Annotated in this window: 19 protein-coding genes and 1 pseudogene; 15 read left to right on the top strand and 5 right to left on the bottom strand. The window is 41.7% G+C overall.

Annotated elements, in window-relative coordinates; genetic code table 11:
• The 9 genes and pseudogenes from GMD4S_RS13490 to pnuC form a co-directional block, all read left to right on the top strand.
• Positions 1 to 204: pseudogene (locus GMD4S_RS13490) on the top strand (sugar ABC transporter substrate-binding protein); the annotation flags it as partial.
• An 18-nt stretch (positions 205 to 222) separates the two neighbouring features.
• A complete protein-coding gene (locus tag GMD4S_RS03510) occupies positions 223 to 1,095 on the top strand; it encodes a carbohydrate ABC transporter permease (RefSeq protein ID WP_001007695.1) in 873 nt (290 codons plus the stop codon).
• A 16-nt stretch (positions 1,096 to 1,111) separates the two neighbouring features.
• Positions 1,112 to 1,945 carry a carbohydrate ABC transporter permease gene (locus GMD4S_RS03505; RefSeq protein WP_000711267.1) on the top strand — a complete coding sequence of 278 codons (834 nt, stop codon included), beginning with the start codon at positions 1,112 to 1,114 and terminating at the stop codon, positions 1,943 to 1,945.
• Positions 1,946 to 2,236: 291 nt separating this feature from the next.
• Positions 2,237 to 3,679 (top strand): sucrose phosphorylase, encoded by a 1,443-nt coding sequence (gene gtfA / locus GMD4S_RS03500; RefSeq protein WP_000155214.1) that lies wholly within the window; start codon positions 2,237 to 2,239, stop codon positions 3,677 to 3,679.
• 132 nt (positions 3,680 to 3,811) lie between these two features.
• Entirely contained in the window at positions 3,812 to 5,005 is a 1,194-nt protein-coding gene (locus tag GMD4S_RS03495) for an O-antigen ligase family protein (protein ID WP_008289123.1), read from the top strand.
• 144 nt (positions 5,006 to 5,149) lie between these two features.
• Complete coding sequence (locus tag GMD4S_RS03490) at positions 5,150 to 5,593, top strand: MarR family winged helix-turn-helix transcriptional regulator (protein WP_000872571.1); 444 nt, start codon at positions 5,150 to 5,152, stop codon at positions 5,591 to 5,593.
• 72 nt (positions 5,594 to 5,665) lie between these two features.
• Complete coding sequence (locus GMD4S_RS03485) at positions 5,666 to 6,394, top strand: ATP-binding cassette domain-containing protein (protein WP_000575225.1); 729 nt, start codon at positions 5,666 to 5,668, stop codon at positions 6,392 to 6,394.
• A complete protein-coding gene (locus tag GMD4S_RS03480; RefSeq protein ID WP_000183016.1) occupies positions 6,387 to 7,907 on the top strand; it encodes an ABC transporter permease/substrate-binding protein in 1,521 nt (506 codons plus the stop codon). Before GMD4S_RS03485 ends, GMD4S_RS03480 begins: the two co-directional genes overlap by 8 nt.
• A gap of 454 nt (positions 7,908 to 8,361) precedes the next feature.
• Positions 8,362 to 9,153, top strand: coding sequence for a nicotinamide riboside transporter PnuC (gene pnuC, locus GMD4S_RS03475; protein WP_000214770.1), 792 nt, complete (start codon positions 8,362 to 8,364; stop codon positions 9,151 to 9,153).
• Between the two features lie 34 nt (positions 9,154 to 9,187).
• Here pnuC and GMD4S_RS03470 read toward each other — a convergent pair whose 3' ends face one another.
• A complete protein-coding gene (locus tag GMD4S_RS03470) occupies positions 9,188 to 9,520 on the bottom strand; it encodes a hypothetical protein (protein ID WP_000958142.1) in 333 nt (110 codons plus the stop codon).
• A gap of 26 nt (positions 9,521 to 9,546) precedes the next feature.
• Entirely contained in the window at positions 9,547 to 10,101 is a 555-nt protein-coding gene (locus GMD4S_RS03465) for a TetR/AcrR family transcriptional regulator (protein ID WP_001126071.1), read from the bottom strand.
• A 132-nt stretch (positions 10,102 to 10,233) separates the two neighbouring features.
• Here GMD4S_RS03465 and GMD4S_RS03460 point away from each other — a divergent pair, with 132 nt between their 5' ends.
• The 3 genes from GMD4S_RS03460 to GMD4S_RS03450 all read left to right on the top strand — a co-directional run bounded on the left by GMD4S_RS03460 (position 10,234) and on the right by GMD4S_RS03450 (position 12,757).
• The gene (locus GMD4S_RS03460) at positions 10,234 to 11,121 is read left to right on the top strand and encodes a cation diffusion facilitator family transporter (RefSeq protein ID WP_000095933.1); all 888 of its coding nucleotides are present in this window, start codon (positions 10,234 to 10,236) and stop codon (positions 11,119 to 11,121) included.
• Positions 11,122 to 11,365: 244 nt separating this feature from the next.
• A complete protein-coding gene (nmlR, locus tag GMD4S_RS03455) occupies positions 11,366 to 11,719 on the top strand; it encodes a stress response transcriptional regulator NmlR (RefSeq protein WP_001022627.1) in 354 nt (117 codons plus the stop codon).
• Entirely contained in the window at positions 11,720 to 12,757 is a 1,038-nt protein-coding gene (locus GMD4S_RS03450; RefSeq protein WP_000833743.1) for a zinc-binding dehydrogenase, read from the top strand.
• 67 nt (positions 12,758 to 12,824) lie between these two features.
• Here the strand turns inward: GMD4S_RS03450 and galR are convergent, their stop codons facing one another.
• Positions 12,825 to 13,826 (bottom strand): DNA-binding transcriptional regulator GalR, encoded by a 1,002-nt coding sequence (gene galR / locus GMD4S_RS03445; protein ID WP_000212534.1) that lies wholly within the window; start codon positions 13,824 to 13,826, stop codon positions 12,825 to 12,827.
• Between the two features lie 164 nt (positions 13,827 to 13,990).
• On the opposite strand from galR, the gene GMD4S_RS03440 reads away from it, so the two are divergent.
• The 3 genes from GMD4S_RS03440 (at position 13,991) to GMD4S_RS03430 (ending at position 17,143) form a co-directional block, all read left to right on the top strand.
• Entirely contained in the window at positions 13,991 to 15,169 is a 1,179-nt protein-coding gene (locus GMD4S_RS03440) for a galactokinase (RefSeq protein ID WP_000189885.1), read from the top strand.
• 18 nt (positions 15,170 to 15,187) lie between these two features.
• On the top strand, positions 15,188 to 16,669 hold the full coding sequence (locus GMD4S_RS03435; protein ID WP_000176965.1) for a UDP-glucose--hexose-1-phosphate uridylyltransferase: 1,482 nt from the start codon (positions 15,188 to 15,190) through the stop codon (positions 16,667 to 16,669).
• Between the two features lie 69 nt (positions 16,670 to 16,738).
• On the top strand, positions 16,739 to 17,143 hold the full coding sequence (locus GMD4S_RS03430; protein ID WP_000651218.1) for a PaaI family thioesterase: 405 nt from the start codon (positions 16,739 to 16,741) through the stop codon (positions 17,141 to 17,143).
• Between the two features lie 29 nt (positions 17,144 to 17,172).
• Here GMD4S_RS03430 and GMD4S_RS03425 read toward each other — a convergent pair whose 3' ends face one another.
• Both GMD4S_RS03425 and GMD4S_RS03420 read right to left on the bottom strand, forming a co-directional pair.
• Positions 17,173 to 18,435, bottom strand: a complete 1,263-nt coding sequence (locus GMD4S_RS03425; RefSeq protein WP_001171643.1) for a nucleobase:cation symporter-2 family protein — start codon at positions 18,433 to 18,435, stop codon at positions 17,173 to 17,175.
• Complete coding sequence (locus tag GMD4S_RS03420) at positions 18,435 to 19,016, bottom strand: xanthine phosphoribosyltransferase (RefSeq protein WP_000770385.1); 582 nt, start codon at positions 19,014 to 19,016, stop codon at positions 18,435 to 18,437. The genes GMD4S_RS03425 and GMD4S_RS03420 overlap by 1 nt, the downstream gene beginning before the upstream one ends.
• Positions 19,017 to 19,130: the final 114 nt, after the last annotated feature.

The raw sequence follows: 19,130 nt of genomic DNA, 5'->3' as shown, positions 1-19,130 counted from the left end.
ATACAGGAAAAAGAAGATTCAGCGCTTGCAGCTATTTCTAAACTGGCTTTTACGGACAAACATTATGTTTGGTTGGGCCAACGCTGGAACTCTGAAGAAGACTTTTTTAATCTAAGTGCAGGTTACCTGATGGATAAAAATCTGAAAAATATGGCAAACAATCTCAATGCTTTCTTTAATCCAATGAAGGCAGATTTGGACTAGAATAGGAGTTAAGATGATATGGCTATTCGAAAATTTTTAAATAAATACTGGGGTTGGACATTTTTGCTCATCCCGCTTGCTTTACAAGCTATCTTCTTTTACTTTCCAATGGTACAAGGTGCTTTCTATAGTTTGACTAACTGGACTGGATTGACCTATAATTATAAATTTGTTGGTTTAAATAACTACAAATTACTGATGATTGATGGGAAATTCTTCACAGCCATATCCTTTACTTTGATTTTAACTCTGGCATTGATTATTGGAGAGATTACGATTGGGATGGTTGTGGCACGAGCCTTAAATTCTAAGATGAAGGGGCGGACCTTCTTTAGAGCTTGGTTCTTTTTCCCGGCTGTTTTATCTGGTTTGACAGTTTCCTTGATTTTTAAACAATTCTTCAACTATGGGCTTCCAACGATTGGAAAAATTTTAGGAATTAGTTTTTTACAAGAGAGTCTATTAGGGACACCTGTCGGAGCGGTAGTGGCAACTATTTTTGTTCTTCTATGGCAAGGAGTAGCTATGCCAATCATTCTCTTTCTTGCTGGTCTTCAGAGTATTCCAACTGATATTTTAGAGGCAGCATCAATTGATGGTGCAACCAGTAAACAAACTTTTTGGAAGATTGAATTGCCCTATTTACTGCCAACGATCTCAATGGTTTTTATCTTGGCTCTTAAGTCTGGTTTGACAGCCTTTGACCAAATTTTTGCGTTGACGAGTGGTGGTCCAAATAATGCTACAACGTCTCTTGGACTTTTAGTCTACAACTATGCTTTCAAGAGTAATCAATATGGATATGCGAATGCAATTGCCTTGATTTTATTCTTAATTATTGGAATTGTTTCTCTGATCCAAATCAAGCTATCAAAGAAATTTGAAATCTAATAGAGGAGTCCTACACATGAAAAAAGAAGAAAAATTGAATCAGTTTTGGAAATACGTCCTCTTGATAGTCGGTGGTATTCTTATACTTGTTCCTTTGTTGGTAACAGTATTTAGTTCTTTCAAGACAACTAAGGATATCATGAATCATTTCTTTAGTTTGCCCAATCCTTTTACGTTGAGTAATTATGAACGATTGATTTCGGATGGAATTGGAGGCTATTTCTGGAATTCAGCAGTTATTACGGTGTTATCATTGATTGTAGTGGCTTTCTTTATACCAGCTGCAGCTTATTCCATTGCTCGAAATATGTCCAAGAAAAAAGCCTTTGCAATTATGTATTCGCTCTTGATCTTAGGGATATTTGTTCCATTTCAGGTGATTATGATTCCCATCACAGTTATGATGAGTAAACTCGGTCTAGCGAATATGTGGGGGCTAGTAATACTCTACTTAACTTATGCTATTCCACAGACTCTCTTCTTGTATGTTGGTTATATTAAAATCAGTATACCAGATAGTTTAGATGAAGCTGCAGAAATTGATGGGGCTGATCGTTTTACAACTTATCGTCGAATCATTTTTCCAATGTTGAAGCCCATGCATGCGACAACTTTGATTATCAATGCCCTCTGGTTCTGGAATGACTTTATGTTGCCACTTTTGATTCTGAATAAGGATTCCAAGATGTGGACTTTGCCTCTCTTCCAATACAACTATCAAGGTCAGTACTTCAATGACTATGGCCCAAGCTTTGCATCTTATATTGTGGGAATTGTAACGATAACCATTGTCTACCTCATCTTCCAAAAACATATCATTTCAGGAATGAGCAACGGGGCAGTGAAGTAACAAGATACAAAGCCCGTTAAAAGCTCACAGTGAAAATAGGGAATCTGAATAAGAAGCCTTGGCTTCTTGGAAGATTCATCTTTTTCACACAGAGCTTAGGGCGTGTTCAATTAAGATACAAAGGAACGGTTCATCTTATTGGCAATTCTATGTAGAAAACAGAAAGTCGTATTTAGTTGCTTGCAGTCTATATTAGTCCGAGTTCGAAGCGAACAAAAATCTAAAAATATCTTTCATTTACGAAGCCAGGTCATATAAGACTTGGCTTTCATCAGAAAAAGGAGAACATCTATGACCATTCAAAATAAAACTATGTTGATTACTTATTCAGATAGTCTTGGAAATAACCTTAAAGACTTATATGAGAATTTGGAAGAACATTTTGGCGATGCTATTGGGGGAGTTCACCTTCTACCATTTTTCCCATCAACAGGTGATCGTGGATTTGCGCCAGTTGACTATGATGAAGTGGATTCAGCTTTTGGTGATTGGGAGGACGTTAAGCGTTTAGGTGAGAAATATTATCTTATGTTTGACTTTATGATTAATCATATTTCTCGTCAATCTAAGTATTATAGGGACTATCAAGAAAAACATGAAGCCAGTGAATTTAAAGATCTCTTTTTAAACTGGGATAAGTTTTGGCCAGAGAACCGTCCGACACAGTCTGACGTAGATTTAATCTACAAGCGTAAGGATCGTGCACCAAAGCAAGAGATTGTATTTGCAGATGGTTCAGTAGAACATTTGTGGAATACCTTTGGTGAGGAGCAGATTGATCTTGATGTGACCAAAGAAGTAACGATGAGATTCATCCGTAAGACGATTCAACATCTAGCAAGTAACGGGTGTGACTTGATTCGTCTAGATGCCTTTGCTTATGCAGTGAAGAAATTGGATACCAATGATTTCTTTGTGGAACCAGATATTTGGGATTTATTGGACAAAGTTCGAGATATCGCTGCTGAGTATGGGACAGAGCTCTTACCTGAGATTCATGAACACTATTCGATTCAGTTTAAAATAGCGGACCATGATTACTATGTTTACGATTTTGCCCTTTCAATGGTGACTCTTTATACTCTTTACAGTTCCAGAACAGAGCGCTTGGCCAAGTGGTTGAAGATGAGCCCGATGAAGCAATTTACGACACTAGATACCCATGATGGAATTGGAGTGGTGGATGTCAAAGATATCCTGACCGATGAGGAAATTGACTATGCTTCAAATGAGCTCTATAAGGTTGGAGCGAATGTCAAACGGAAGTACTCTAGTGCCGAGTATAACAATTTAGATATCTACCAAATCAATTCAACCTACTATTCTGCGCTTGGAGATGATGATGTCAAGTATTTCCTAGCTCGTCTGATTCAAGCTTTTGCTCCAGGCATTCCTCAGGTTTACTATGTGGGTCTATTAGCAGGAAAAAATGACTTGAAATTGTTAGAAGAAACCAAAGAAGGTCGAAATATTAATCGTCATTACTATAGCAATGAGGAAATAGCAGAAGAAGTTCAACGTCCTGTGGTGAAGGCCCTTCTCAATCTATTTTCTTTCCGTAATCGGTCAGAGGCCTTTGATCTAGAAGGAACTATAGAGGTGGAAACACCAACAGCTCACAGCATTGTAATCAAACGTCAAAATAAAGACAAGTCCGTAACAGCAGTAGCAGAAATTGATTTACAAAGTCAGACCTATCAAGTAGTGGAAAACGGCAGAAAAATTCAGTTCTAGTGCTATATTAATGAAAGAGTTTTTTTGTTGTGAAAACGTGTTCATTGTTCCCAAATGACGGAAAAAATGGTAGAATATAAAGATAGTTTAGCATTTATCTTCTGGAGAAATCCAGAACAGAAAGGATCCGTTTTGAAATCAATTGGATTACTGGATAAGATAAGAGGGCTTTCGAAAAAAGATTTCTTTTTGTATTTGATGATCATAAGTATCTTTTTACCTTTTTATTTGTTCTTAGCCCTCTTTGCTTTATATTTGATAGGTTTACTTGTTACTGGGGAGATGAAGGGAATTATCAAAGGATTAGCCAAACATCCTGTACTTCTCTTTTTTATTGCCTACAGTAGTATCATCTCTATCGTCGCTAAGAACTGGCTTGGATTGGTTGCATCTTTACTGATGTTTCTCTTCCTCATTTTCTTTAGTTTCTACCAGAAACGTCTGACACATGCTTTCTTTCGACTGATACTGCAGACAATCTTGTTTGGTAGTGTGCTCTCTGCGGCTTTTGCTACTTTGGAGCATTTCCAAATTGTAAAGAAATTTAACTATGCCTTTCTTTCGCCCAATATGCAGGTATGGCATCAGAATCGGGCAGAAGTGACCTTTTTTAATCCTAATTACTATGGAATTATTTGTTGTTTCTGTATCATGATTGCCTTCTATCTCTTTACAACGACCAAGTTGAATTGGTTGAAGGTATTCTGTGTGATTGCAGGCTTTGTTAATCTCTTTGGATTGAACTTTACTCAAAATCGAACTGCCTTTCCTGCTATTATCGCTGGAGCCATCATTTATCTCTTTACAACCATTAAAAACTGGAAGGCCTTTTGGCTTAGTATCGGGGTCTTTGCGATTGGCTTGAGTTTCCTTTTTTCTAGTGATTTGGGAGTTCGGATGGGGACTTTAGATTCCTCTATGGAAGAACGCATTTCTATCTGGGATGCTGGGATGGCCTTGTTTAAGCAAAATCCTTTTTGGGGGGAGGGGCCATTGACCTATATGCACTCTTATCCTCGGATAAATGCTCCTTATCATGAACATGCTCACAGCCTTTATATTGATACGATTCTGAGTTACGGAATTGTGGGAACCATTTTATTAGCTTTGTCTTCTGTTGCTCCTGTTCGTTTGATGATGGATATGAGTCAGGAGTCGGGGAAACGTCCAATTATCGGTCTTTATCTATCTTTCCTTACAGTGGTTGCTGTGCATGGAATCTTTGACTTGGCCCTTTTCTGGATTCAGTCAGGTTTCATTTTCTTGTTAGTTATGTGCAGTATTCCATTGGAGCGTCGAACCTTGGTATCAGACATGACGGATTAAGTTTATAAGATTGAAATCTTCTACCTTGAGTAGGAGATTTTTTACTGAGAAAAATTAGTTCTAAATCGAAATAGTTGACAATTGGAATAATAAGTATTATAATGTTTTTTATTCGTATCGATATAGAAATAAATTGGAGGTTTCATGAAATATTGTCATTTGGTAGCCCATCATATTCGTTTGTTGAATGGGCGGCTTTTTCAAAAGTTACTGAGACAAGACCCTGACTCTCTTTATCGGAGTGAGCAGGGAAAGATTTTAGCGGTTTTATGGAATAGTAAGACGGGCTGTGCAACTGCGACAGATATTGCGCTTGCGACTGGGCTTGCTAATAATACGTTGACGACTATGATAAAAAAGTTAGAGGAGCAAAATCTTATAACTGTCAGTCCGTGTGGAGAAGATAAGCGTAAGAAGTATTTAGTTTTAACAGAGTTGGGCAAGTCCCAGAAAGAAGTTGGGCAACGTGTCAGTCAGAGATTGGATACTATCTGTTACAAAGGATTTTCAGAGGAAGAAATTCGTCAGTTTGAAGGTTTTCAAGAAAGAATTTTGGCTAATCTGAAAGAGCAGGAAAATGAGGTTTAGAATGGGGTAAATTAGTTATTAAAAGTTTGGTAACTTGACAAACCGAGGAAAATTTTAAATTGAGGACAAAGAATGATTGAATACAAAAATGTAGCGCTACGCTACACAGAAAAAGATGTTTTGAGAGATGTCAATTTACGGATTGAGAATGGGGAGTTCATGGTTTTAGTTGGTCCATCTGGATCTGGTAAGACAACCATGATCAAGATGATTAACCGTCTTTTGGAACCAACTGATGGAAATATTTATATGGATGGCAAGCGCATCAAAGACTATGATGAGCGGGAACTTCGTCTTTCTACTGGTTATGTTTTACAGGCCATTGCTCTTTTTCCCAATCTAACGGTTGCGGAAAATATTGCCCTCATTCCTGAGATGAAGGGCTGGAGCAAGGAAGAAATTGCTCAGAAAACAGAAGAGCTTTTGGCTAAAGTTGGTTTACCAGTGGCTGAGTATGGACATCGACTTCCTAGTGAACTATCTGGCGGAGAACAGCAACGGGTTGGTATTGTTCGTGCTATGATTGGTCAGCCTAAGATTTTGCTTATGGATGAACCTTTTTCAGCCTTGGATGCCATTTCGAGAAAACAGTTGCAGGTTTTGACGAAAGAATTGCATAAAGAGTTTGGGATGACAACGATTTTTGTGACCCATGATACGGATGAAGCTTTGAAATTAGGTGACCGTATTGCTGTCTTGCAGGACGGAGAGATTCGTCAGGTGGCGAACCCTGAGACCATTTTAAAAGCTCCTGCAACGGACTTTGTAGCAGACTTGTTTGGAGGTAGTGTTCATGACTAATTTGATATCAACTTTTCAGGATCGTTTTGGTGATTGGGTAACAGCTCTATCTCAACATTTGCAGTTGTCACTTTTAACCTTGTTACTAGCTATTTTTATCGCGATTCCTTTGGCTGTTTATCTTCGTTATCATGAAAAGATGGCGGACTGGGTCTTGCAGATTGCAGGAATTTTCCAGACTATCCCGTCTCTGGCCTTGTTGGGACTCTTTATTCCCTTGATGGGAATTGGGACCTTGCCTGCTTTGACAGCACTAGTGATTTATGCGATTTTCCCAATTTTGCAAAATACCATCACTGGGCTAAAGGGAATTGATCCAAGTCTACAAGAGGCTGGGATTGCCTTTGGGATGACTAGATGGGAGCGTTTCAAGAAGTTTGAAATTCCACTTGCCATGCCTGTCATTATGTCTGGGATTCGGACGGCAGCGGTCTTGATCATTGGTACGGCGACCTTGGCTGCCTTGATTGGTGCAGGGGGACTGGGTTCCTTTATCCTTTTGGGAATTGACCGCAATAATACCAGTCTGATTTTGATTGGGGCCCTTTCTTCTGCAGTGCTGGCTATTGCCTTTAACTTCCTGCTAAAAGTGATGGAAAAAGCAAAATTGCGGAAGATTTTCTCTGGTTTTGCCTTGGTGACCATATTGCTTGGTCTGTCTTATAGTCCAGCCCTCTTGGCTCAAAAAGAGAAAGAAAACTTGGTGATTGCTGGGAAATTGGGTCCAGAACCAGAAATTTTGGCCAATATGTATAAGCTGCTGATTGAAGAAAATACCAGTATGACTGCGACTGTTAAACCGAATTTTGGGAAAACAAGTTTCCTCTATGAAGCTCTGAAAAAAGGGGATATTGATATCTATCCTGAATTTACTGGTACGGTGACTGAAAGTTTGCTTCAGCCATCACCCAAGGTAGGTCATGAGCCAGATCAGGTTTATCAGGTGGCGCGTGATGGCATTGCCAAACAGGATCATCTGGCCTATCTAAAACCTATGTCTTATCAAAATACCTACGCTGTAGCTGTTCCGAAAAAAATTGCTCAAGAACATGGCTTGAAGACCATTTCGGACTTGAAAAAAGTGGAAGGGCAGCTGAAGGCCGGTTTTACTCTCGAGTTTAATGATCGTGAGGATGGAAATAAGGGCTTGCAATCAATGTATGGTCTCAATCTCAACGTAGCGACCATGGAGCCAGCTCTTCGCTATCAGGCAATTCAGTCAGGCGATATTCAAATCACAGATGCCTATTCGACAGATGCAGAATTGGCGCGTTATGATTTGCAGATCTTGGAAGATGACAAGCAACTCTTCCCACCTTATCAAGGGGCCCCACTCATGAAAGAAGCTCTTCTCAAGAAACATCCTGAGTTGGAGCCAGTTCTCAATAAACTAGCAGGTAAAATCACGGAAAGCCAGATGAGCCAGCTCAACTACCAAGTCGGTGTTGAAGGCAAGTCAGCAGAACAAGTAGCCAAAGAATTTCTACAAGAACAAGGCTTGTTGAAGAAATGATGGGGCAGAGACTTTAAACATACTGAACTCAACTCCCTTAAACAACTAGATAAAAGAATGCTCAGACAATGTCGTCTGGGCTTTTTTGATATTAGAGTTACTGAATGTCTTTCAAAATGGAAAATAATACTCAATGAAAATCAAAGAGCAAACTAGGAAGCTAGCCGCAGACTGTACTTGAGTACGGTAAGGTGACGCTGACGTGGTTTGAATTTGATTTTCGAAGAGTATAAGAGGAAATTTTCAGGATTTTCCAATATTTTACTGTAAATACACTTGACTATTCAGAGAATAGGTGTATAATGTGTTGTGAACTACTTAACAAATAAGGATTTCCAACTCATGTCGACTAAGGATGGAAATCTTGTGTATAGACAGTTCAGTAGATATATAATAGAGCGTTGCGTCCGAAAGTCTATCCAGACACGGCTCTTTAAAAACAAAAGGAGAAAATATGACGACTTATTTGCAAACAAAACTCAAGAATATCAAAATTACTCTTGGTGAAATGTCTGGTGGCTACCGCCGTATGGTTGCTGCTATGGCTGATTTGGGATTTTCAGGAACCATGAAGGCTATCTGGAATGACCTCTTTGCCCATCGTAGTTTTGCTCAGTGGCTTTACCTGCTGGTTTTAGGAAGTTTTCCAATCTGGCTGGAGTTGATTTATGAACACCGCATTGTTGACTGGGTTGGGATGATTTGTAGCTTGACAGGGATTATCTGTGTTATCTTTGTATCGGAAGGTCGAGCAAGTAATTACCTTTTTGGTTTGATTAACTCTGTTATTTACCTTATCTTGGCTTTGCAGAAAGGCTTTTATGGTGAGGTGCTAACGACACTCTACTTCACGGCCATGCAGCCAATTGGACTTCTAGTTTGGATCTACCAGGCACAGTTTAAAAAGGAAAAGCAGGAGTTTGTCGCGCGTAAACTGGACGGTAAGGGTTGGACCAAGTATCTTTCTATTAGTGTTTTCTGGTGGTTGGTATTTGGGTTCATTTATCAGTCTATCGGAGCCAATCGTCCTTATCGCGATTCCATCACCGATGCGACCAACGGGGTGGGGCAAATCCTCATGACAGCTGTTTACCGTGAACAATGGATATTCTGGGCAGCTACCAATGTCTTTTCTATCTATCTCTGGTGGGGAGAAAGCCTGCAAATCCAAGGGAAATACCTGATTTACTTGATCAATAGTCTAGTTGGTTGGTATCAGTGGAGCAAGGCCGCAAAGAGTGCTTAAAAAGTAAAAAAGGATCATCTGATCCTTTTTTGTGTTAGAGCAAAATGAATAATACCGTAATGATAATAGCGCTCGTTATACGAACGATGTGGTGCGATATATGTTGGTGTTCTTTCTGTTGCCCGTTCCAGTAGGCTCCATAGCAGACGATACTTGAGCCCACAATCCATAGAAGAATGGTTGCAAGTGGGACGAAGTAAAAGATGGCTAGAGCCAGAGAGGTGAGGCAACTGCCAACCAAAATGCATTTATTTCCTAGACTGTAGTTCTTTTGTTTCATGGCTGAAAAAGCAGCAGCAAGGTGAAGCAATGAGAAGGCGAGAGCTAGTACAATTGTTAGTATTCCTAGAATCATCGAAGTTAACATAGTTGGTTCCTTTCTGAGTTACAGGCTTAGTTATCAAGTGGAGTTGTAGAGGTCATCTCCATTACATCAAGGTAAAATCTCACCACTTGGTCTTCGGTATAAGATTTTCCTTTTTTTAGCCACCAAGTTAGGGTCTCGATAAAGTTCGTCACAACAAAATGCTGGAGGTAGGAGGCCGGAATGTTTGGATAGGCCTCTTGCAAGTCACCCGCCACCATGGGATAAACGTGGTGTTCGAGTTCCTTGTGTAGTTGGCGGAGGAAGTAGTCGTTTTTAGAAAAAAGGAGACTGGTGACATGGTCCTGGTTTTTCTGAAAATGTAAAAAGATATGTGCGAGGTAGTCCTCGGTAGTAAAGTGTCCTTCCCTTTCAAAGAGATGATGAAAGAGGTAGCGACAGAGCTCATCTAAAAGGAGTTCCTTGCTTTCATAGTGACAGTAAAAAGTAGAACGTCCAACATCTGCTAGGTCAATGATATCCTGAACAGTAGTGGCATCATAGCCCTTGTCGTTCAAAAGTTGTAAAAAAGCTTGATAGATGGCTTTTTTCGTCTTGCTGACTCGACGGTCTCTTTTTGGCATATAGACACTTGAGACAAACTGTTCAGAACTGAATAGGACTGACAGTTTGCTTCTATCCTTTCTTTGAATTTTATTAGATAATACAAATGAAAGAAGTATGTATATACCCATTATACCAAAGGAGGGAGAGAAATGAGTTCTAAAACATCTATCTGGTTAGCTTTTTTCTTAAATTTAAGCTATGCGATTGTTGAGTTTATCGCAGGAGGAATCTTTGGTTCGAGTGCCGTTCTTGCTGATTCTGTTCATGACCTGGGAGATGCTATAGCCATTGGCATCTCAGCCCTTTTAGAAACAATTTCAAACCGTGAAGAAGATAGACAGTACACCTTGGGTTACAAACGTTTTAGTCTTTTAGGAGCCATGCTAACGTCTGTGATTCTTATGATAGGGTCTGTCCTAGTGATTTTGGAAAATATCACGAAGATTGCTCATCCGCAACCCGTTAATGAGAATGGCATCCTCTGGCTGGGAATCATTGCAGTAGCTATCAATGTACTAGCAAGTCTGGTAGTTCGTAAAGGAAAGACAAAGAACGAGTCAATTCTTAGCTTGCATTTTTTGGAAGACACTCTTGGTTGGTTGGCCGTCATCCTAATGGCGATTATCCTCCGATTTACAGATTGGTATATCCTTGATCCGCTTTTATCGCTGGTTATTTCCATCTTTATTCTGTCGAAAGCCATTCCTCGCTTTTGGAGCGCACTGAAGATTTTCCTAGATGCTGTGCCAGAAGGAGTCGAGACCAGTGATTTGGAGAAGGATTTAGAGGCTCTACCCAATGTCAAAAGTGTCAATCAACTTAGCATTTGGTCCATGGACGGTCTAGAGAACAATGCTATTGTCCACATTTGTATCAAGGACTGGGAACAGATGATGGAAACCAAAGAAGTGGTGCGTCAATGTTTAGAAGAAAGAGGCGTGCAGAATATCACTATTGAAGTAGATATCAGTCAAAGCAATCATGCGCAACATAGGCGGAGGGTGAGAGAGTTAGAGCAGAAGCAGGGGCATCATTAGTAAAAAGTAAAGAATGATTAAGCCCCTATGTTATTTGAAATAGAGTATTTTCTTTCCTGTTTAAATATCTTAAAAGTTTGATCCTATAAGGCTCTGTATAAACTTTACTTAGTTGTTTGGTAATTAAAAAAATTTTTCTATTAGATGCAAAATGTTTGACTTGGAGTCAACTCAAAGTTGTATAATAAGATGAATGAGTTATAGTTGCTTAAATTCAGTGAAGGAAATGAAAGGAGGCTAGTATATGAATATTAAATCTGCCAGCGACTTATTGGGAATTTCAGCGGATACGATTCGGTATTATGAGCGAGTTGGTCTTGTGCCACCGATTACTCGAACCGCGACTGGAATTCGTGACTTTCAAGATCAGGATATAGAAGCTCTGGAATTTATTAAGTGTTTTCGTTCGGCGGGTGTCTCTGTAGACAGTTTAGTTGACTATATGTCGCTTTACCAAAAGGGGGATGAAACGAGAGAGGAAAGGCTTGGTATTTTAGAAGACGAAAAGAAAAAATTAGAGAAGCGCTTGTCTCATTTACAGACGGCTTTAAATCGCTTAAATCACAAAATTAAACTTTACAAGGAAGGAAAATTTTAAATGAAATCAGCAGTATATACAAAGGCAGGTCAGGTTGGTCTTGCTAGTATTGAACGTCCGCAAATAATAGAAGCGGATGATGTGATTATTCGTGTAGTTCGTGCGTGCGTTTGTGGTTCAGATTTATGGAGGTACCGTAATCCAGAAACGAAAGCTGGACACAAAAATAGTGGACACGAAGCGATTGGGATTGTCGAAGAAACTGGGGAAGCCATTATGACGGTGAAACCAGGTGATTTTGTCATTGTCCCTTTTACCCATGGCTGTGGGGAGTGTGATGCCTGTCTTGCTGGCTTTGACGGTTCTTGCGACAATCATGTTGGTAATAACTTGGGAGGCGATTTTCAGGCGGAATATATTCGTTTTCACTATGCAAACTGGGCGCTGGTTAAAATCCCTGGACAACCTTCTGACTACACAGAAGGTATGCTCAAGTCACTTTTGACACTGGCTGATGTCATGCCGACCGGTTACCATGCAGCGCGTGTTGCTAATGTTCAAAAAGGGGATAAGGTTGTCGTTATCGGGGATGGGGCTGTTGGCCAATGTGCTGTTATTTCAGCTAAGATGCGTGGAGCGTCGCAGATTGTCCTTATGAGTCGTCATGAAGATCGCCAAAAGATGGCCTTGGAATCAGGTGCGACAGCTGTTGTGGCTGAACGTGGCGAAGAGGGAATTGCCAAAGTCCGTGAAATCCTTGGTGGTGGAGCAGATGCAGCCCTTGAATGTGTTGGGACTGAAGCAGCCGTAGATCAAGCCCTTGGGGTTCTTCACAATGGTGGACGTTTAGGATTCGTTGGTGTTCCTCATTACAATAACTGTGCGCTCGGTTCTACATTTGCCCAAAATATTTCAGTGGCAGGTGGAGCAGCCTCAGTTACTACTTATGACAAACAAGTTTTGTTAAAAGCGGTTCTTGATGGAGACATCAATCCAGGTCGCGTCTTTACTTCAAGTTATAAACTGGAAGATATCGACCAGGCTTATAAAGATATGGATGAACGCAAGACCATTAAGTCTATGATTGTGATGGATTAACAATGAAAATCCTAATGGAGAATTGAGACTCTCTATTAGGATTTTTTGCGTTGGTATATTTGTTGAGTTATGGCAGCGTACTTTCTCTCAAAGTCAGTCTGGTTCCCAGCATAGTCAGGCTAGGAATTTTCCGACCATGGAGAACTTCCTTATTAAGAATATCCATACCTGCTCGGCCCATTTCCTCGGTATAGACAGTGATACTGGAGAGGGGAGGATAGACCTGCTTGGTCAGGCTAGTGTCGTTAAAAGAAATGAGACTGACGCGGTCTGGTAGGCTAATTCCAGCTTCTTGAAGGGCACGGAGGGCGCCGATGGCTAAACTATCGCTAGCAGCGAAAAAGGCTGGTGGGAGTTGTTCTCCTAGCTTGTGAATGGCCTCCTTCATCAAGTCATAGCCAGACTGGGCAGTAAAGCTCCCCTGAAAGACCAGTTCTTCATGGTAGATACCATTTGCTTGGGTAATGTCTTTGAAATTCTCTAGCCGCTTATCCTGGATAATTTCTTCCTGGTCGGTTGTTTCCTCAAGGCCTGTGAGAATTCCGATACGGTTCATCCCTTGACTGAGGAAATGGTCTACAACTTGTTTCACAGCAGTGTAAAAGTCAGTAATAATACAGGTATGACCTAGTGAGAGGGTGTCGCTGTCTATAAAGACTAAAGGTTTTTGGTATTCTTCAAAGGCAGCAATCTGAGATCGGCTAAATTTTCCGATGCAGAGAATGCCAATCACTTCCTCGCTCAGTGTAAAAGGATGGTCATTAAAATAGCGCAAGATATCATAGTCCAACTCTTGGGCTCTTTTTTCAATACCGAGACGAATCTGGTAGTAGTAGAGGTCGTCCAACTCCCCTTGTTCGCTGACCCATTGGATAATGGCAATTTTTTGTTTGGGTTTGTGGGATTCGCCTGTCTTGAGGTGCTTGGTATAGCCCAGCTCTTCCGCGACGGTTAATATACGGTGTCTGGTTTCTTCTGTAACAGATAGACTCTGGTCGCGATTGAGGACACGAGATACGGTCGCAATAGAGACAGAGGCTAGCTGTGCGATGTCTTTTAAGGTAGCCATAAATCCTCCTCCTTTTAGGTTAGTATATCATATTTTTCTTCTTTTTACCGATAGTTTAGTAAAAGTTTAGTAAAAAGGATTGACCTTGGTAAATCCCTTGGATACAATAGAAGAAAACGATTACACGTTAAGGTGACTTAACGGATAGTCAAAGGAGAATTTATATGACACAAGATCTTACTACTGAAGCCCTTCGCAAAGACTTTCTTGCCGTTTTTGGTCAAGAAGCAGACCAAACCTTCTTTTCACCTGGCCGCATCAATCTAATTGGTGAACACACGGACTACAATGGCGGTCACGTTTTTCCTGCTGCGATTTCCTTGGGAACTTATGGGGCGGCTCGCAAGCGTGACGATCAAGTTTTGCGTTTCTACTCAGCCAACTTTGAGGACAAGGGCATTATCGAAGTGCCTCTTGCTGACCTCAAATTTGAAAAAGAGCATAACTGGACCAATTATCCAAAAGGTGTCCTTCATTTCTTGCAAGAAGCTGGACATGTCATTGACAAAGGTTTTGATTTTTATGTCTTTGGGAATATCCCAAATGGTGCTGGCTTGTCTTCATCAGCATCCTTGGAACTCTTGACAGGGGTTGTGGCAGAGCATCTCTTTGATTTAAAACTAGACCGTTTGGATTTGGTTAAAATTGGAAAACAAACAGAAAACAACTTTATCGGAGTCAACTCTGGTATCATGGACCAGTTTGCTATCGGTATGGGTGCAGACCAACGTGCTATTTACCTAGATACCAACACTCTAGAATACGACTTGGTGCCACTTGATTTAAAAGACAATGTCGTTGTTATCATGAACACCAACAAACGCCGTGAACTAGCGGACTCTAAATACAATGAGCGCCGTGCCGAGTGTGAAAAAGCTGTGGAAGAATTGCAAGTTGCCTTGGATATTCAGACCTTGGGTGAATTGGATGAGTGGGCCTTTGACCAATACAGCTACCTGATTAAAGACGAAAATCGTTTGAAACGAGCTCGCCATGCTGTGCTTGAAAACCAACGTACCCTTAAAGCTCAAGCAGCCCTTCAAGCAGGTGATTTGGAAACATTTGGTCGCTTGATGAATGCGTCACACGTTTCTCTTGAGTATGATTATGAAGTAACTGGCTTGGAATTGGATACCCTTGTCCACACAGCTTGGGATCAAGAAGGTGTTCTCGGTGCTCGTATGACAGGAGCAGGTTTTGGTGGCTGTGCCATTGCTTTGGTGCAAAAAGATGCTGTTGAGGCCTTTAAAGCAGCTGTTGGCAAGCACTATGAGGAAGTAGTTGGATACGCTCCAAGCTTCTATATCGCTGAAGTTGCAGGTGGCACTCGCGTCCTTGATTAGTCAAAAGGAGGCTCTATAGTGACCTTAGTAGATAAATTTATAACACATATCATTTCTGAAAGTTCATTTGAGGAAATGGATCGAATCTACTTGACCAATCGTGTTTTGGTTCGAGTGGGAGAAGGTGCTTTGGAAGTTGAGACTGATCTGGATGAGTTGATTGACCTCAAGGACCAGCTGGTCGAGGAGGCGGTTCGATTAGAGACGATTGAGGATAGTCAGACTGCACGTGAAATCCTAGGTGCTGAACTGATGGACTTGGTAACCCCTTGTCCAAGTCAGGTCAATCGTGATTTCTGGGCAACTTATGCCCAATCTCCTGAGCAGGCGATAGGGGATTTTTACCAGCTCAGCCAGAAAAACGACTACATCAAGCTCAAGGCCATTGCTAAAAATATTGCTTATCGTGTAGCATCTGACTACGGAGAACTTGAGATTACCATCAACCTCTCTAAGCCTGAAAAGGATCCAAAGGAGATTGCGGCAGCCAAGTTGGTGCAAGCTAGCAATTATCCCCAGTGTCAGCTCTGTCTAGAGAACGAAGGCTACCATGGTCGGGTTAACCATCCAGCTCGCAGCAATCACCGCATTATCCGTTTTGAAATGGCGGGTCAGGAGTGGGGCTTCCAGTATTCGCCCTATGCTTATTTTAATGAGCACTGTATTTTCTTAGACGGCCAGCATCGTCCCATGGCCATTAGTCGTCAGAGTTTTGAGCGCCTGCTAGCTATCGTAGAGCAGTTTCCAGGCTATTTTGCGGGCTCTAATGCCGACTTGCCAATCGTGGGGGGCTCTATTCTCACCCATGACCACTATCAGGGAGGTCGTCACGTATTTCCTATGGAATTGGCTCCCTTGCAAAAGACTTTCTCTTTTGCTGGTTTTGAACAGGTCAAGGCTGGGATTGTCAAGTGGCCTATGTCAGTCCTACGTTTGACTTCGGATTCCAAAGAGGAATTGATCAACTTAGCTGACAAGATTTTGCGAGAATGGCGTCAGTATTCAGATCCAAGTGTGCAAGTCTTGGCAGAAAGTAATGGCACACCACACCATACCATCACACCGATTGCCCGTAAACGCGATGGACAGTTTGAGTTGGACTTGGTCTTACGAGACAATCAGACATCGGCAGAGCATCCTGATGGCATCTATCATCCCCACAAGGATGTCCAACATATCAAGAAGGAAAATATCGGCTTGATTGAGGTCATGGGCTTGGCAATCTTGCCACCACGTCTGAAAGAAGAAGTGGAGCAAGTCGCTAGCTATCTTGTAGGAGAAGCTGTTACGGTTGCCGATTATCATCAGAAATGGGCAGACGAACTCAAAGCCCAATATCCAGACCTAAAAGATAAAGAAAAAGCCCTTGAAATCGTCAAGGACTCTGTAGGTGCCATCTTTGCACGTGTTCTGGAGGATGCAGGAGTTTACAAGCAGACGGAGCAAGGACAGGTAGCCTTTATGCGCTTTGTAGAGCAGGTCGGAATTTTGTCAGACTAGGAGCTTTCTCCTTGCACAGTCCTATAAAAAGTAGTATCATAGTGTCGTTTGAAATATCAGGAGGAAACGATGAAAGATTTTCATTTTGACGCTATATCTGCTTTTGAAAATTACGAAATTGAACAAATGAGAGATGGTCATGTTGAGGTGACGACCAAAGTAGTGGACTCGTCGCTCAACTACTATGGCAATGCCCATGGTGGCTATCTCTTCACCCTTTGTGACCAAATCAGTGGTTTGGTGGTTATCTCGCTGGGGCTTGATGGGGTGACACTTCAATCCTCTATCAACTACCTCAAGGCAGGAAAACTTGACGACGTGTTGACCATTAAAGGAGAATGCGTCCATCAAGGTCGCACAACCTGTGTAGTGGATGTCGATATCACCAATCAAGAAGGCAGAAATGTCTGCAAGGCAACATTTACCATGTTTGTCACAGGCCAACGGTCAGAAGACAGACAGGTAAGGATATAACATAAAAAAGAGGCGTACACCTCTTTTTCTTATTTCTTTTTATGATTTAATACAGCATTGAGTACAATGGCGAGTAGGCTGGCTACGACGATTCCGTTTGAGAAGAACATTTGGAAGGCTGTCGGCATGCTGACAAAGAGATTACTGTTGTTGAGTCCGACACCTGCAGCGATTGAAACTGCTGCGATAAGGAAGTTGTGTTCATTGTTAGCAAAGTCAACACGAGCAAGGATTTGCATCCCTTGAAGGGAAACAAAGCCAAACATCACTAGCATGGCCCCTCCAAGGACAGGGCTTGGAATGATTTGGGCGAGGGCACCAAACTTAGGAAGGAGTCCAAGGAGGACTAGGAAACCAGCCGCGTAGTAGATTGGCAGGCGAGTCTTGATACCTGACAATTTAACCAACCCAACGTTTTGTGAAAATCCTGTATAAGGGAAGGTGTTAAAAATTCCTCCGAGAAGGACGGCTAAACCTTCTGCACGGTAACCGTTGCGCAGGCGCGTGCTGTCGATTGGGTCTTTCGTGATATCAGACAAGGCTAGGTAAACACCAGTCGATTCAACCATAGACACCGTTGCGATGATACACATCATGACAATAGAGGAGATTTCAAAGGTTGGCACCCCAAAGTAGAGGGGAGTTGGGACATGGACAAGCGGTGCTGCTGCAACAGGGGAGAAATCAACCAAGCCCATGGTAGCAGCAATGGCAGTTCCAACAACCAACCCAATCAAAATGGAGATAGACTTGATAAATCCTTTGGTAAAGATGTTGATCAAGAGGATGATCAGAACAGTGATGGCTGCAAGCAAGAGACTTTGACCGGTTGGCTCTGGGACGTTATTTCCCATATTTCCAATAGCGACAGGAATCAGGGTCAATCCAATTGTGGTAATGACAGAGCCTGTTACGATAGATGGGAAGAGATTGGCTACTTTTGAGAAAATGCCTGAAACAAGAACTACGTAAATCCCTGATGCGATAAGGGCACCAAACATAGCACCACTACCATGGCTTTGGCCAATCATAATCAAGGGAGCGACAGATTGGAAGGCAACTCCGAGAACGACTGGTAGTCCAATCCCAAAGTATTTGTTGAGTTGGAGTTGGAGGAAGGTTGCCACCCCACACATGAAGATATCTGTAGAAATCAGGTAGGTCAACTGCTCAGCTGAATAGCCAAGGGCTGTCGCAATCATGATGGGAACCAGGATAGATCCTGAGTACATGGCTAATAAGTGCTGCAAGCCAAGAATGGCTGCTTGCGAGTGTTTTTCTTGTTTTTGCATTAGAGATCTGCCTCCTTAAATACGACCTGACCATTTTCAAAACGATCCAAACGAGCAAGTGATAGGACAGGGTAACCTGCTTTTTCAAGCAAATCACGACCGTCTTGGAAGGATTTTTCAATCACGATACCAATCGCTTCAACTTTTGCTCCAGCTTGTTCGATGATTTGGATCAAGCCTTTGGCAGCTTGTCCATTTGCTAGGAAATCATCGATAATCAAGACCTTGTCCTCTGGTGAGAGGAATTTTCCAGCGATAGAAACGGTGCTGGTCACCTGCTTGGTAAAGGAGTAGACTTGGGCGGTTAAGATGCCTTCGTTCATGGTGATGTTTTTAGCTTTCTTGGCGAAAATCATGGGCACATTCAAGGCTTCCGCTGTAAAAACGGCTGGGGCAATGCCTGACGCTTCAATGGTCACGACCTTGGTAATGCCAGCAGAAGCGAATTTTTCCGCAAAAACCTTACCAATCTCTCGCATCAAGCTAAAGTCAACTTGGTGGGTTAAAAAGGAATCCACCTTGAGGATGTTGTCACCCAAGATATGCCCATCCTCAAGGATGCGCTCTTCTAATAATTTCATAAGACCTCCTAAAGTCTAAAAGATGCTTCATTTGCTTGTCTAGAGTTTCTAGCAAGAAATAGAAAAAGGACCTACTTAATCCCCTAAGTAAGTCCCCAAAATAGGCATGGCCAA

Source organism: Streptococcus sp. GMD4S, from assembly GCF_000296955.1.
Note: the sequence above shows the minus strand (reverse complement) of the source record. Positions and strands in the feature narration are given on the sequence as shown.